Consider the following 14,345-nt stretch of genomic DNA (forward strand, 5'->3'; position numbering starts at 1 on the left):
CCGCAGGGGGAACCGCCGGGTGCACCGCCGGGTGCACCTCCGGCCGCGTGCCGGAGCGCCGCGGTCACGGCGCCCCGTAGCCCGGCGGCAGCGAACGGAACACGACGGCGAACTCCGTATCGGCCGGCACGAGCCGGTGCTCCGGCAGCGGCCCCGGACCGCAGGAGGCGCTGCCCAGCCCGTGCTGGGCGTGGTCGAGGTTGACGTACACCGCGTCCCGCGGCACCAGGTCGGTGGGATGCCGCGCCGCCGCCAGGTCCTCGCCCGTCCACCGGCGGGCGGTGAGGCCGAAGTGCGGCTCACCCTCGACGCGCAGCCCGGGGGATGCGCCGGCGCCGGTCAGCTCGGCCCAGCGCACCTCGGCGCGGTGCCCGTTCTCCTGCGGCACGACGTACGGGGTCTGCAGCCCGGCGACGGTGGACGCGAACAGCCCGACGCGTGCCGCCTCCCGGCTGTCGGGGTACGCCTCCCCCGGCCCCAGCCCGAACCAGCGGACGGCGTCGTACGCCGCGGGCAGCGCGAGCCGTATGCCGAGCCGCGGCAGCCACAGCCCGTCCCACGGCCCCTCCGGCACCACGCGGAGCGCGAGCCGGAGACCGTCTCCCGCCGCGGTCCAGGTCCAGCGGGCGCGCAGCGCCCGGTCCGTGCCGGCCGCTGCCGCCCGGGTCTCCACCAGCAGCCCGCCGTCCTCGGCGCGCACGGCGTCGACGCGCTCCTCCATCCGGTCGAGGCCGGCGCGGCGCCAGAGCCTGGCCACCGAGTTCGGGCCCATGCCCACGTCGTTGTCGGTGGGGGCGCGCCAGACGTCGAGACGCGGCCCGTCGAGGCTCAGCGCGCCGATCCGGCGCAGCAGGCCGGTGCGGGCGTCGAACGCGGCGTCGCCGAGCCGGAGTTCGCCCGCCGCGGAGCAGGGAACACGGGATACGGGAGCGGACCCGGAGGGTGCCGAGACCTCGCCCGCCCGGGCTCCGGTCCCGGGTGCGGGCAGCGCCCCTCGCACGCTGGCCTGCGTCCAGGCCACCTCGTGCCCGGCCACCGCCCAGTCCCCGTCAACGGCGAGCACGGCCCGTACGGTCAGCCACAGTTCGCCGGCCGGCCGCTCCGGCACCCGCAGCCACGGCAGGGCGGCATCCGCCTCCGCGCCTGCGGCCACGCCGGGCACGGTCAGTCCGCCGCCGTCGACCCGCACCCCCTCGTCCTCCAGCACCCAGTCGAACCGCAGGTGCGAAAGGTCGCGGAAGTCATGGCGGTTGACGATCCGCAGCCGCCCGGCCGCCACGTCCGCGGTCAGCGCCACCGGCTCGTACGCCTTCTTCAGCTCGACGAGCCCCGGCGAGGGCGTCCGGTCGGGGAAGACCAGGCCGTCGATGCAGAAGTTGCCGCCGTTGGGGTGGTCGCCGAAGTCCCCGCCGTACGCGAAGTAGGTGCGGCCGTCCGCCGTGCGGCGGCGGAAACCGTGGTCGATCCACTCCCAGACGAACCCTCCCTGGCAGCGCGGATACGTTTCGAAGACGCGCTGGTACGCGGCGAGCGAGCCGGGGCCGTTGCCCATGGCGTGCGCGTACTCGACGAGCAGGAACGGCAGCGCGCGGCGGCGCGCTTCCAGCTCCGGTTCCCCGGCGGTCTCCGGCGGTGCGTCCTCCTCGCGCCGGCCGATGCGCTCGACCTCCTCCACCGGGGCGTACATGAGGCTGTAGAAGTCGGAGTGCCGGTAGGTGCGGTCGCGTTCGTAGTGCAGCGGCCGGCCGGGGTCGCGGGCGCGGGTCCAGTCGGCGAGCGTGGCGAGGCACCGGCCGTGGTGGCTCTCGTTGCCCAGCGACCAGACGACGACGCTGGGGTGGTTCTTGTCCCGTTCGACCATCCGCCGCATCCGGTCCAGCAGCATCGGCTCCCAGCGGGGGTCGTCGACGGGGTTGCCGCGCCAGTCGGCGTGGATGAACCCGTGGGTCTCGATGTCGCATTCGTCGACCACCCACATGCCCAGCTCGTCGCAGAGGTCGAGGAAGGCGGGGTGCGGCGGGTAGTGGGAGGTGCGGACGGCGTTGACGTTGTGCTGCTTCATCAGCAGCAGGTCGGCGCGCATGTCGGCGGCCGTGAGGACCCGCCCGTGGTCGGGGTCGTGCTCGTGCCGGTTCACGCCGCGCAGCATGAGCGGGGTGCCGTTGACGGTGAGCAGCCCGTCGGTGACGGCGACGGTGCGGAAGCCGATGCGCAGCGCGATGCGCTCGCCTGCGGTGTCGAGACGGGCGTCGTACAGCCGCGGCGTCTCCGCCGTCCACGGCTCGGCGCCGGCCACGGTGATCTGCCGGCCGTTCTCCAGGTCCGCGACACCCAGTCCGGGGACGGTCAGCCGGGCGGGCACGTCGGTGTCCACGCGCAGGGTGCCGCGGCCGGTGGCGGCGTCGCCGTCCCATCCGGCGTGCACGAACAGGTCGTCGACGGCGCCCTCCGGGCGCTCCAGCAGCGTCACCTCGCGGAAGATGCCCGGCAGCCACCACATGTCCTGGTCCTCCAGATAGCTGCCGGAGGACCACCGGTGCACCCGCACGGCGAGGACGTTGGCGCCGCGGACGAGCGCGGCGCCGGTATCGAATTCGGCGGGCAGCCGGCTGCCCTTGGAGGTGCCAAGCTCGCGCCCGTTCAGCCATACGCGGAAGCAGGAGTCGACGCCCTCGAAGCGCAGGACGCTGCCGGGCAGCCGCCAGCCGGGGGGCGGTTCGAACGTCAGCCGGTGGTCGCCGGTGGGGTTGGCGTCGGGCACCCGCGGCGGGTCGATGGGGAAGGGGTAGGCGGTGTTGGTGTAGCGCGGGGTGCCGTGGCCGTGGAGCACCCAGTGGGACGGCACCGGCAGCTCGGTGAAGTCCGGGCCGGGGTTCCCGGGGCCGAGGAAGTCCAGCGGCGCGGAGTCCGCCCGCTCGGAGAGCCGGAACAGCCAGCGGCCGGAGAGATCGAGCCGGCCGGCGTCGGAAGTGAAGGCGGCGCGCGGGGCGCGCCTGCCGGTGCCGGGGGCGAAGTCGTCGTAGTAGGGCGGCATCAGGGCTCCTGGACGCACAGACGGGAGGGATCGTGCCGATGACGGCGGAGAACGACGAAGGAGCCGGGGCGGTACGGCCGTTGCGCGGGTTTCCCGCGGACCGGGTGTCGCTGCTGCCGGACCTGGGCCGGGTCGACTACACCGAGCTGCCCAATCCGTTCGGGCGCCGCCAGGACCTGGTACGCGCGTATCTGATGAGCCTGGGCTCCGGGCAGCTGCTGCGCAGCTACGTCCATGAGGCCGGGATCTTCGCGCCCGGTGCCCCGACGGGGACCGGTGGCGGGCTCGGTGGCTGGGAGGCGCTGGGGTCGCAGCTGCGCGGGCACTTCCTGGGGCACTGGCTGTCGGCCGCAGCCAGGATCGTGGCCACGACCGGGGACGCGGAGCTGCGGGCCAGGGCGGAGGGGATCGTGGACCGGCTCGCCTGGCTGCAGCGCGAGAACGGCGGCGAGTGGGTGTTCTCGATCCCGGAGAAGTACCTGCACCGCATCGCGGCCGGCAAGCCCGCGTGGGCGCCGCACTACACCGTGCACAAGACGCTCATGGGCCTGCTGGACGCGTACCGCCACCTGGGCAGCGCGACCGCCCTCGATATCGTGGTCGGCGCGGCCCGCTGGTTCCACCGGTGGACCGGCGGGTTCACCCGGCGCCGGCTCGACGACCTGCTCGACCACGAGACCGGCGGCATGCTCGAAGTGTGGGCGGAGCTGTACGGGATCACCGGCGAGGCGGCCCATCTGGAGCTGGTGCACCGCTACGACCGGCCGCGGCTGTTCGACCGGCTGCTGGCGGGCGAGGACCCGCTGACCAACCGGCATGCCAACACCACGGTGCCGGAAGCGCTCGGCGCGGCCCGCGCGTACGAGGTGACCGGCGAGGAGCGGTGGCGGCGCGTCGCCGAGGCGTACTGGCGGTGCGCGGTGACCGCCCGGGGCACCTTTGCCACCGGCGGCCAGACCAGCGAGGAGGTGTGGACCCCGCCGCACGGGTTCGCCGCCCGGCTGGGGCTGAAGACCCAGGAGCACTGCACCGTGTACAACATGATGCGGCTGGCCGACGTCCTGCTGCGCTGGACGGGCGATCCGCGGTACGCCGACTACCTGGAGCTGAACCTCTACAACGGCGTCCTGGCGCAGCAGCACCCGCGTACCGGCATGGCCGCCTACTACCTGCCGCTCCGCCCGGGCGCGCAGAAGAAGTGGGGCACCGCGAAGGACAGCTTCTGGTGCTGCTACGGGACCATGGTGCAGGCCCACACGCTGCACAACGCCTACGCCTGGTACGCGTACGACGGCGGGGTGGCGCTCGGCCAGTACGTCCCCTCCACGCTGCGGATGCCGCCGGCGGGGGACGGGAGCAGGCCCGGCGTGGAGATCACGCAAAGGCCCGACCCGGAGGTGGGCACGCACATCGCCGCCTCCGGCGACCGCGGCGCGCGCAGCCGGCCCCGGCGCTGGGTCGTGGAGGTGACCGTGCGGGCGGAGCGGCCGGCCGGGTTCGAGCTGGCGCTGCGGGTGCCGGAGTGGGTCGCGGGGCCGGTGGCGCTGACGGTGAACGGCGAGTCGCACCCGGTGCCGGGCGGCGCCCGGGAGGCCACCGTGCGCCGGGTGTGGGACGACGACACCGTGCGCCTGGAACTGCCGCGGGCGCTGCGCGCGGTGCCGCTGCCCGACCGGCCGGAGTCGGTCGCCTTCCGCGACGGGCCGGTGGTCCTGGCGGGGCTCTGCGACGAGGAGCGGCGGCTGTGCGGCAACCCGGCGCGGCCGGAGACCATCCTCGTCCCCGACGAGGAGCGCGACCCGTTCGCCTGGCGCGGCTCCTGGCGGGCGCGTGGCCAGGACCGCGGGCTGCGCTTCGTACCGCTGCACGAGGTCGAGGACGAGAGCTACGCCGTCTACTTCCCCGTCACGCCGGAGCGGTGAACCGCAGGCTGCCGGGGCCGGCTTCGTAGACGGCACGGCCGCCGGACAGGCCGAGCGACCGGGCGCCGGGCGGGGCCGGCGGGGCGGAACCGTCCGCGGAGGGAGCCCCGGCCGGCAGCGGCACCTCGACGCGGGCGGGCGGTCCCGGGGGCACGGTGACGTCGAGGGTGAGACCGCCGCCCGCCGGGCGCCGCCAGGCGCTGCGGACCCGGCCGCGAGGCGTGTCGTACCAGGCGTCGGCATGGGTGAGGTCTCCAACCGGGGCTGGGCGGACAACGATCCTTTCGAAGGCGACCGAGTCATCCGCCTGCCGGATGCCGGCCAGCGAGGCGGTGAACCACTCCTCGATCGCGCCGAGCATGAAGTGGTTCTGCGACGAGCCGCGGGTCGGTCCGTCCCAGCGCTCGGTGAGCGCGGTCGCGCCGTGCTCGACCTGGTAGCCGTAGCTGGGACTGTCGGTTCTGCGGACGAGGTCGTACACGACGTCGTCGCGCCCGTGGGCGGAGAGCGTGCGCAGCAGCGACGGGAGCGCGACCTCGCCCACGGTCACGTGGTCACCCGCGGCCCGTACGGTGTCGATCAAGTGGCCGAGCACCGCGTCCGCTTCGTCCGCGGGCACGATGCCCAGGTCCAGGGCGAGGGCGTCGGCGGCCTGGCTGCCGGTGGCGTAGGTGTGCCGGGCGGGGTCGAAGAACGTCCCGTGGAAGGCGCGGCCGACCCCGCCGGCCAGGTCACGGTACGCGGCGGCGTCGCCGTCCTCGCCGAGCACCGCGGCGATCCGGCCGGCCGCGGCGGCGATCCGGGCGTACGCGAAGGTGGCGGTGACGGCCTTGGGGGTGGAGTCGTCGAACGCCATCCAGTCGCCCAGCCCGTGGTCGAGCAGGAGGCCGTCGGCGCGGGACGCGAGATGGTCCAGGTAGCGCCGCATGTGCGGGTAGTGCGTGCGCAGCGTGGTGGTGTCACCGTAGGTCCGGTACAGCAGCCAGGGCGCGAGGACGATCGCGCCGCCCCAGTTCGGGTCGTCGCGGAACTTGTCCTCGAAGACGGTGTACTCGGGCGCGATGCCCGGCACGAGACCGCTGTCGGTCTGCGCGTCCGCCATGTCGCGCACCAGCTTGCGGTAGTAGGCGGCGACGTCGTAGTTGTTCGCGAGGGCGGGGAAGACGAGGTGGGTCTGCTCCAGCCAGCCGAGCTTCTCCCGGTGGGGGCAGTCCGTCAGGACGCTGTACATGTTGGACCGGACGGCCCGGTCGGTGATCCGGTGGACGGCGTCGAGCAGGGGGGCGGAGCAGCTGAAGCCGCCCGCGGGCCGGTTGGCGGCGCGCAGCACGAGCGCGCGCACGGTGGCCCGGGTGGCGGGCTGCGGCAGGCCCTCGACCTGGACGTAGCGGAAGCCGTGGTAGACGGTCTCCGGGTGCCAGACCTCCTCGGCCGAGTCGTTCGCGCCGTCGCCGTTCCTGCCGTTCGCGCCGCCCGCACCGCGCAGGGTGTAGGCGTCGTAGCAGGGCCGGCCGGTGAACCGCTGCTGGACGGTGCCCTGTTCGGTGAGCAGCTCCGCCGGGCGCATCACGACCGTGGTGCCGGCCGGGCCGGAGACGTGCAACTCGGGCCAGCCGGCGACGTTCACCCCGAAGTCGACGACGTGCACGCCGGGTTCGGGCTCGGTGACGGAGACGGCGGCCAGTTCCTCGGTGACCTCGACCGGCGGATGGCTGCGCGCGGAGAGCACGCCGTCGGGCGCCGGCACGGTCACCGCGCGGCGCCAGCCGGTGAGGTCCGCGTGCGGGGTGTCCCAGCCGGGATGATCGCGCCGGGCGTCGAACTCCTCGCCGCCGAACCAGTCGGAGAGGGTGACCGGGCCGGGCGCGGTACGCCACCGGCCGTCGGTGCCGACGGTGATCACGGAGCCGTCGTCGTGCTCGATGCGCAGCAGGGCGAGCAGTCGCGGGAGTCCGTAGCTGACGTGGAGCTTCTGGTAGCGGCCCGGCACGTCGGGGATGTGGGCGATGCCTCCCGCGAGCCGTACGCCGACGGTGTTGCGGCCGTGCCGCAGCGCGCCGGTGACGTCGTACGTGGCGTACAGCAGGCGCTTGTCGTAGGCGGTGTAGCCCGGTTCGAGGACGGCGGCGGCGATGGGCCGGCCGTTGACGGAGGGGACGTAGACGCCGAGGGCGGTGGCGTACAGCCGTGCCTGCACCACCGGCCGCCGCAGCCGGAAGTTCCTGGCCAGCAACGGGAACGGGCGGTCCGGGTCGTGCTCCGCCGGGGCGGGCGGAGCCCACTCGGGGGCGGACACCCACTGCGCGCCGGTCCACGCGGACCGCTCCAGCAGCCCGGTCTCCCAGCGGGCCGCGGCGCTCCAGGCCGAGGGCTCGCCGCGCTCGTCCCATACCCGGACCCGCCAGTGGGCCCGCTGTGCGGAGCCGAGGGGGTCGCCGCCGTAGGGCACGGCCGTGCAACCCGTGCTCTGCACCCGGCCGCTGTCCCACAGGTCGGGCGCGCCGGCCGCGAGCCCTTCCGGGGACGTGGCGACCTGGATCCGGTACGCCTGCTGCGCCCCGGACGCGGGCCGCCAGGACAGGTCAGGCGGGTCGGCGTCGATGCCGAGGGGGTCGTCGAGATATCCGGTGCGCAGGTGCGTCGGCGCCGCGGGGCCGCCGTCTGCCATGTCCCGTCTCCCGTCTGCCGGTTGCCGGTTGCCGCATCGTCGCCGGTCCGGTGCCCGCGCCGGGCCGGCGGAGCCTGGGCTCCCGGAACGTGCGATCGGTCAGAAGCTAAAGCCGCCAGCGCATCTCGTCAACATCTGGCATACCACCGGCATACGAATATCGACGCAGTTGCTGCGGCCCTCTTGACGGTGTGGTGCACCCGTTTTAGCGTGCCTGGCATTCACGTTGGCTCGCACAATCCCGGGACGGTGTGACGCGCATGACCGGCATTCCCGCGACGCTGCTGCTGGAGGAGCGCGCCGAGCAGGCGATGAACGCGGTCACCGGACTGGCCGACCCCGACCTCGGCCACATCCCCTTCTTCAGCGCCGACCTGCTTGCCGAGCCCGCCGTGCTGCGCCACGGCGACTGGGACTACGGCTCCAGCCACGGCCGGCTCACCGACGCCTGCGTGCTCGCCCGGCACATGACCGGCGCGTCCTGGTGGCGGGAGACCGAGGAGCGCTACAAGTCCACGCTGCTCGGGCTGCTGGCCGACGACGGGCTGACCTACCGCCGCACCCACCCGCGCGGCCACTGGGCGGCGCACGCCAACCTCGTCGACCAGCGCGCCACCCTCCTCGCGCTCACCACCTGGTACCTCGACGACGGCGACGACCGCGCCCGGCAGGCCGCGGACCGGCTCGTCGCCGCGCTGCGGCGGATCGCCGTCAAGGAGCGCGACGCCTGGTACTTCCCCGCGTCCGAGTACACCCCGGACGGCTGGCCCTCCACCAACGCCGTCGACCTGCGGCTGGCGCCCGACCCCGCGTCGTTCTGCGGCCGGCTCATCATGCCGCTGCTGCGGCATCACCGGGCGACCGGCAGCGCCGACGCCCTGGAGCTGTGCGGCTGGTTCACCCGGCTCATCACCGACCGCAGCGGCGTCTTCCTGCCCGACGGCAGCTTCAACTCCGCGCTCGCGTACCGCAGCGGGCACTTCCACACCCGGCTCGGCACCCTCGACGGCATCGCCAGGTACGCGCTGTTCACCGGGGACCACGCGCTGACCCAGTTCGTGAAGACCTCGTTCGACTGGGCGCTGACGCAGGGCACCGCCTTCGGCTGGACCCCGGGCGACCTGGCGGACCAGCGGTACGAGCACGAGACGTGCTCGCTCGTCGACCTCATCGGCATCGGCACCACCCTCGCCCGCGCCGGGCACACCGCGTACTGGACGGTGGTCGAGCGCTTCCTGCGCAACCACCTGACCGCCTCGCAGCTCGACGACACCGACTGGGTCCGCTCGGCCCCCGACCGCTCGCTGGACGTCCCCGGCTGGCAGACGCACTACCGCGTCGGCGAGCGCGTCAAGGGCGCCTTCGCCGGCTACGGCGCGCCCAACGACTACGTCTCCGACGCGGTGCTCGGCCGCGGCCACACCAGCGACGTCCAGGCGTGCTGCGTCGGCTCCGGCGTGCGCGGGCTGTTCACCGGCTGGAACGCCGCGGTCACCGGCGACGAGCGGCTGACCCGCGTCAACCTGCTGCTCAACCGCGGCAGCCGGCTCGTCGACGTCCTCAGCCATCTGCCCTACGAGGGCCGCGTCGACCTCGACGTCCGCGCCGGCTGCCGCGAGCTGCGTCTGCGCGTACCGCCCTGGGCGGGTCACGCCCGGCTGGCGGTCGCCCGGCACCCCGCCGGCGGTCCCGCGGAGACCTTCGCGGGCCGCGACCCCGGCCTGTGGGCGCCCGACGGCTATCTCCGTCTCACCGGGCTGCGCGCAGGCGAGCGCATCACCGTCACTTTCCCACTCGTCGAGTCCACCACCGTGGAGACCGCCGCCGACCGCGAGTTCCGCACCCGGTGGCGCGGCGACGACGTGGTCGGCATCGAACCGGAAGGCAGGTCACGCCCCATGTACAGCCCACGCACACTGGAGCGGAAGGCACCGGAACGCAACCGGGGCCTCGCCGTGCCCGGGTCGGAGTGGTCCTGGTGAGCCGACCGCGCCGACGCGCCTTCCTGCTCGGGGCCGGGAGCACCGCGGCGTTCGCCCTCGGCGCGGGCGGCGCGGCGGCACAGCGCCGCGCCGCCGACGACCAGGCCGCCGCCATCCTGGCCGGGATCCGCCGACCGCGCTTCCCCGACCGCACCGTCGACGTGACGGACTACGGCGCGGTGGGCGACGGCACCACCGACTGCACCGCCGCGATCCGCGCCGCCGTCGAGGACTGCGCGAAGCGCGGCGGCGGCCACGTCGTCGTCCCCGCCGGCACGTACCTCACCGGGGCCATCCATCTGCGCGACCGCATCGACCTGCACGTCGAGTCCGGCGCCACGTTGCGCTTCCGGCAGGACCCGGCCGCGTACCTGCCGGTCGTCCTCACCCGCTTCGAGGGCATGGAGTGCTACAACTACTCGCCCTTCGTCTACGCCCGCGGCTGCCGCACCATCGCACTGACCGGCAGCGGGGTGATCGACGGACAGGCGGACGACACCCACTGGTGGGACTGGACGAAGGGCAAGGACGGCGGCGTCTCCCCCGAGCGGATCGAGAAGGACGCGCTGTACGCCTGGGCGGAGGAGGGCGTGCCGGTCGAGAAGCGGGTCTTCGGCGCCGGCCACCATCTGCGGTCCAACATGATCCAGTTCTACGAGTGCCGCGACGTGCTCATCGAAGGCGTGACCGTCAAGGACTCGCCGATGTGGAACATCCACCCCGTCCTGTGCCGCAACGTCATCGTCAGCGGCGTGACGGTGGAGAGCCCGAACGGCCCCAACAACGACGGCTGCAACCCCGAGTCCTGCGCATACGTGCTGATCAGGGACTGCACGTTCAACACCGGCGACGACTGCATCGCCTTCAAGGGCGGCCGGGACGCCGACGGCAGGCGCGTGGACGTGCCCTGCCACAGCGCCCTGGTCGAGGGATGCCGGATGCGGGACGGCCACGGCGGCGTCACCATCGGCAGCGAGATGACGGGCGGCGTACGCAACATCCTCGCCCGCGACTGCCACATGGACAGCCCGCTGCTCGACCGCGCGCTGCGGATCAAGTCCAACCCCCTGCGCGGCGGTTACGTGAAGGACGTGGTCTTCCAGGACATCACGGTCGGCGAGGTCGGCGACGCCGTGATCGAGATCGCGCTCGACTACGAGAACGTCGACGTCGGCGACTACTACCCGGACGTGCGCGACATCGAGGTGCACCGGCTCACCGCCGCCTCCGGCCCGCGCGCCTGGAACTTCGTGGGCAACGACGCCAACCCGATCCGGGACGTGCTGCTGCGCGACTGCACCTTCACGGGCATCGAGGAGGGCTGGACGACGGAGAACGTCGAGGGCCTGACGCTGCGCCGGGTCACCGTCAACGGCCAGGACGTCAACGACGGGGCAGGTGTCCACGACGGGGCAGGTGTCCACGACGGGGCAGGTGCCGGCGACGGGAACGGAGGAGCTGCACGCGCATGACCACCACCACGGCCGCCGCCGCGAAGGAGCAGGCGGACGCCATCGCCGCGCGGGTACGGCCACCGCGCTTTCCCGACCGCGAGTTCCCCGTCACGGACTACGGCGCGGTGGGCGACGGCAGCGCCGACTGCACCGCCGCGATCCGCGCCGCGATCGAGGACTGCGCGGCGCACGGCGGCGGCCACGTCACCGTGCCGGAGGGCACCTACGCCACCGGCCCGGTGCGGCTGCGCTCGGGCGTCGACCTGCATCTGCGGGCCGGCGCCACGCTCGCCTTCAGCCGCGACCCGGCGGCCTATCTGCCGCCCGTGCTCACCCGGTTCCAGGGCGTGGAGACGTACGGCTACTCGCCGCTGGTCTACGCCCACGGCGAGCGCGACATCGCCGTCACCGGCGCGGGCGTGCTGGACGGCCGGGCGGACGAGACGCACTGGTGGCCGTGGTCGGGGCAGGAGGAGTTCGGCTGGCGGCCGGGCCTGCCGCAGCAGGAGGACGACTGGCCGCTGCTGTGGGCACAGGCCGAGCGGGGCGACCCGGTCGAGCAGCGCGTCTACGCCGAGGGCCGGCACTTCCGCCCCAACTTCCTGGAGACGTACCGCTGCCGCAACGTCCTGGTCGAGGGCGTCACCTTCGTCCGCTCCCCGATGTGGGTCATGCACCCGGTGCTGTGCCAGGGCGTCCTCGTCCAGGACGTCACGGTCGACAGCACCGGGCCCAACAACGACGGCTGCGACCCGGAGTCCTGCCGGGACGTCGTCATCCGCGGCTGCACCTTCAACGCGGGCGACGACTGCATCGCCGTCAAGTCCGGCCGGGAGGCCGACGGCCGCCGGGTGAACGTGCCCAGCGAGGACATCCTCATCGAGGACTGCGTGATGCGGCACCGCTACGGCGCCATCACCCTGGGCAGCGACATGACCGGCGGCATCCGCAACGTCTTCGCCCGCAGATGCCACATCGGCGGGCCCGGCCTGTACTTCGGGCTCTACATCAAGACCAACTCCGTCCGCGGCGGCTTCGCCGAGAACATCCAGTTGGACGACATCACGGTCAGCCATCTCACCAAGGAGTTCGTCACCTGCGACTTCCACCGCGGCGAGGGCGACACGGGCGGCTATCCGCCGCGGGTGCGGGACATCGGCATCCGCAACGTCACGGTCGGCCGCGCCCGCCGGGCCCTGCTCGCGCAGGGCTACCCGCACGCCCCGATCCGCGGGCTGCGGCTGACGGACTGCACGTTCGGCGAGATGGCCGAGCCCGACCGGCTGGAGCACGTGGAGGACTTTCTCGTGGACGGCGTGGCGCCGGACGGCGTGGCGCGGGACGGGGGGCGATGAGCGGCGGCGACCGGCCCGGCCGGTACGACTACTGCCCCTGGCTCTTCTTCGGCTCCGCCACGGACGAGGAGCGCGCCGCCCAGTCCGCGTGGCACGGCCGGCTGGCGGAGCGGCTCGCGCTGCACGGCGGGGAAACGGAGCTGGCGCAGGAGACGTTCGTCTCGACGTGGGCCGGGATCTTCACCGACCGGCTGCGCATGGGCCGGCGCTCCTACATCGCCGCGCACGCCTATGTCACGGGCGAGCTGACCACGGGCCGCGACTGCACCGTCAACCCCTTCACCACCGTACGGGGCAGGGTGCGCATGGGCGACGGCGTACGCGTCGGGGCGCACAGCTCCGTGCTCGGCTTCAACCACTCCACCGCCGTCGACCGGCCGGTGCACAAGCAGCCGCTGACCTCCCGGGGCATCGAGATCGGCGACGACGTGTGGATCGGCTCGCACGTGGTCGTCGTGGACGGGGTCTCCATCGGGTCGCACTGCATCGTCGGCGCGGGCGCGGTGGTGACGAAGGACCTGCCGGACTGGTCGGTCGCGGCGGGCAACCCGGCCCGCCGGCTGCGCGACCGCCGCGACCCGCCTGCGGCGGGCGATCCGGGCGTCACCGCGGCCGGCGTCGACCGTCCGAACGGACCGTCGACAGCACACGTCACGCCCGTCACGCGCGCCGGGTCCGCCGTGCCCGCCGCAGACGTGGCCGCGGAGACCGCGGAGACCGCGGAGCTGGCCGAGCGGCTGGCACGGTTCGCGGCACGGGCCCGGGAGCAGGCGCCGGACGTCCTCGCCCGCTGTCTGGGCGACGGCGCCGGGGGCGGGGGCGGGCCGGGTTACGCCGACCGTCCCGGCGCGCCGCCGACCGTGCGGGCGCAGTGCGACGCGGTCGAGATCGCCCACCTCCTGCTCCGCGAGGCACCGCCGCGGACCACTGCGGACGATCTGGCCGCGCACCTGCGGGGGCTGCAGGACCCGGACACCGGCCTGGTGCCCGAGTACGCGCCCGACGGCGGCGCGCCCGCCTGGGGGCACTCCCACGCGCGCCCGCGCGGTGTGGGGGAACCTATCCTGGCCGACGACGCGGCGCTCTACCACATCCTCAGCGTCGGCTATGCCCTGGAACTGCTCGGCACCCGCTTCTCCCACCCCGTACGCGCCGTCCACGAGCTGACGCCGCAGCAGCTCACGGCGCGGCTCGACGCGCTGCCGTGGGAGCGGGCCGCCTGGCGGGCCGGCCACTGGGTGGACGGTGTGGGCACGGCGGTGCTGCACAACCTGGTGGACTTCGGAATGCGCGCGCCGGCCGCCGACGCCCTCTTCGGCTGGCTGCTCACCCATGCCGACCCGTGGCACGGGCTGTGGGGCCGGCCGACCCCGAAGGACCGCTGGCTGCAGCCGGTCAACGGCTTCTACCGGACCTCGCGCGGCACCTTCGCGCAGTTCGGCCTCCCGCTGCCGTACCCGGAGCGGGTGGTGGACACGGTGCTCGCGCACAGCGGCGACACCGCCTTCTTCGGCCCAGGCCGGGGCGACGCGTGCAACGTCCTCGACGTGATCCACCCGCTGTGGCTGTCCTCCCGGCAGACGCGGCACCGGCTGGACGAGGGGCGGCGCTGGGCGCGGGAGCGGCTGGCCCGGGTGCTGGCCAACTGGCACGACGGGGCCGGCTTCAGCTTCGCCCTGGAGCCCGGCGCGGGGCCGGGGCACGAACCCGGGCTGCAGGGCACCGAGATGTGGCTGGCCGTGGTCTGGCTGCTCGCCGACCACCTGGGCATCGCCGGCGCCCTGGGCTACCGCCCCGGCGGCGTCCACCGCCCCGAGCCCGCCCGCCTGGGCCTCGGCGAAGCCCGGTACTGATCCAGGCGCCGTCGTACGCCGGGAACGTGCTGGTCCTCGGGGGTCTGGGGGCAGAGCCCCCCGGAATCCCTTCGACA

The 14,345-nt window shown here is 74.1% G+C and carries 7 protein-coding genes; 5 read left to right on the top strand and 2 right to left on the bottom strand.

Annotation, left to right across the window (positions count from 1 at the left end):
* Positions 1–64: 64 nt before the first annotated feature.
* Positions 65–3,034, bottom strand: coding sequence for a glycoside hydrolase family 2 TIM barrel-domain containing protein (locus tag OG946_RS00500; protein ID WP_326794157.1), 2,970 nt, complete (start codon positions 3,032–3,034; stop codon positions 65–67).
* A 38-nt stretch (positions 3,035–3,072) separates the two neighbouring features.
* On the opposite strand from OG946_RS00500, the gene OG946_RS00505 reads away from it, so the two are divergent.
* Entirely contained in the window at positions 3,073–4,956 is a 1,884-nt protein-coding gene (locus tag OG946_RS00505; RefSeq protein ID WP_326794158.1) for a beta-L-arabinofuranosidase domain-containing protein, read from the top strand.
* Here OG946_RS00505 and OG946_RS00510 read toward each other — a convergent pair.
* Positions 4,940–7,624: a family 78 glycoside hydrolase catalytic domain gene (locus tag OG946_RS00510; protein WP_326794159.1), complete on the bottom strand. Its 2,685-nt coding sequence runs from the start codon at positions 7,622–7,624 to the stop codon at positions 4,940–4,942. The two genes, OG946_RS00505 and OG946_RS00510, sit on opposite strands and share 17 nt — an antisense overlap.
* A 260-nt stretch (positions 7,625–7,884) precedes the next feature.
* Between OG946_RS00510 and OG946_RS00515 the strand changes: the two genes are divergently transcribed.
* Genes OG946_RS00515 through OG946_RS00530 form a run of 4 tightly spaced genes read left to right on the top strand, consistent with a single transcriptional unit; the run spans position 7,885 to position 14,268 of the window.
* Positions 7,885–9,606, top strand: a complete 1,722-nt coding sequence (locus tag OG946_RS00515; protein ID WP_326794160.1) for a hypothetical protein — start codon at positions 7,885–7,887, stop codon at positions 9,604–9,606.
* Entirely contained in the window at positions 9,603–11,078 is a 1,476-nt protein-coding gene (locus OG946_RS00520) for a glycoside hydrolase family 28 protein (protein WP_326794161.1), read from the top strand. Before OG946_RS00515 ends, OG946_RS00520 begins: the two co-directional genes overlap by 4 nt.
* Positions 11,075–12,415, top strand: coding sequence for a glycoside hydrolase family 28 protein (locus OG946_RS00525; protein ID WP_326794162.1), 1,341 nt, complete (start codon positions 11,075–11,077; stop codon positions 12,413–12,415). Before OG946_RS00520 ends, OG946_RS00525 begins: the two co-directional genes overlap by 4 nt.
* Positions 12,412–14,268, top strand: a complete 1,857-nt coding sequence (locus tag OG946_RS00530) for an acyltransferase (protein ID WP_326794163.1) — start codon at positions 12,412–12,414, stop codon at positions 14,266–14,268. Before OG946_RS00525 ends, OG946_RS00530 begins: the two co-directional genes overlap by 4 nt.
* Positions 14,269–14,345: the final 77 nt, after the last annotated feature.

The organism is Streptomyces sp. NBC_01808, assembly GCF_035917395.1.
GTDB lineage: Bacteria > Actinomycetota > Actinomycetes > Streptomycetales > Streptomycetaceae > Streptomyces.

What these genes read in the sequence shown, in the direction of transcription:
- OG946_RS00500 (WP_326794157.1), bottom strand. Translation starts at nt 3,034, where the DNA reads ATGCCGCCCTACTACGACGACTTCGCCCCCGGCACCGGCAGGCGCGCC.
- OG946_RS00505 (WP_326794158.1), top strand. Translation starts at nt 3,073, where the DNA reads ATGACGGCGGAGAACGACGAAGGAGCCGGGGCGGTACGGCCGTTGCGC.
- OG946_RS00510 (WP_326794159.1), bottom strand. Translation starts at nt 7,624, where the DNA reads ATGGCAGACGGCGGCCCCGCGGCGCCGACGCACCTGCGCACCGGATAT.
- OG946_RS00515 (WP_326794160.1), top strand. Translation starts at nt 7,885, where the DNA reads ATGACCGGCATTCCCGCGACGCTGCTGCTGGAGGAGCGCGCCGAGCAG.
- OG946_RS00525 (WP_326794162.1), top strand. Translation starts at nt 11,075, where the DNA reads ATGACCACCACCACGGCCGCCGCCGCGAAGGAGCAGGCGGACGCCATC.
- OG946_RS00530 (WP_326794163.1), top strand. Translation starts at nt 12,412, where the DNA reads ATGAGCGGCGGCGACCGGCCCGGCCGGTACGACTACTGCCCCTGGCTC.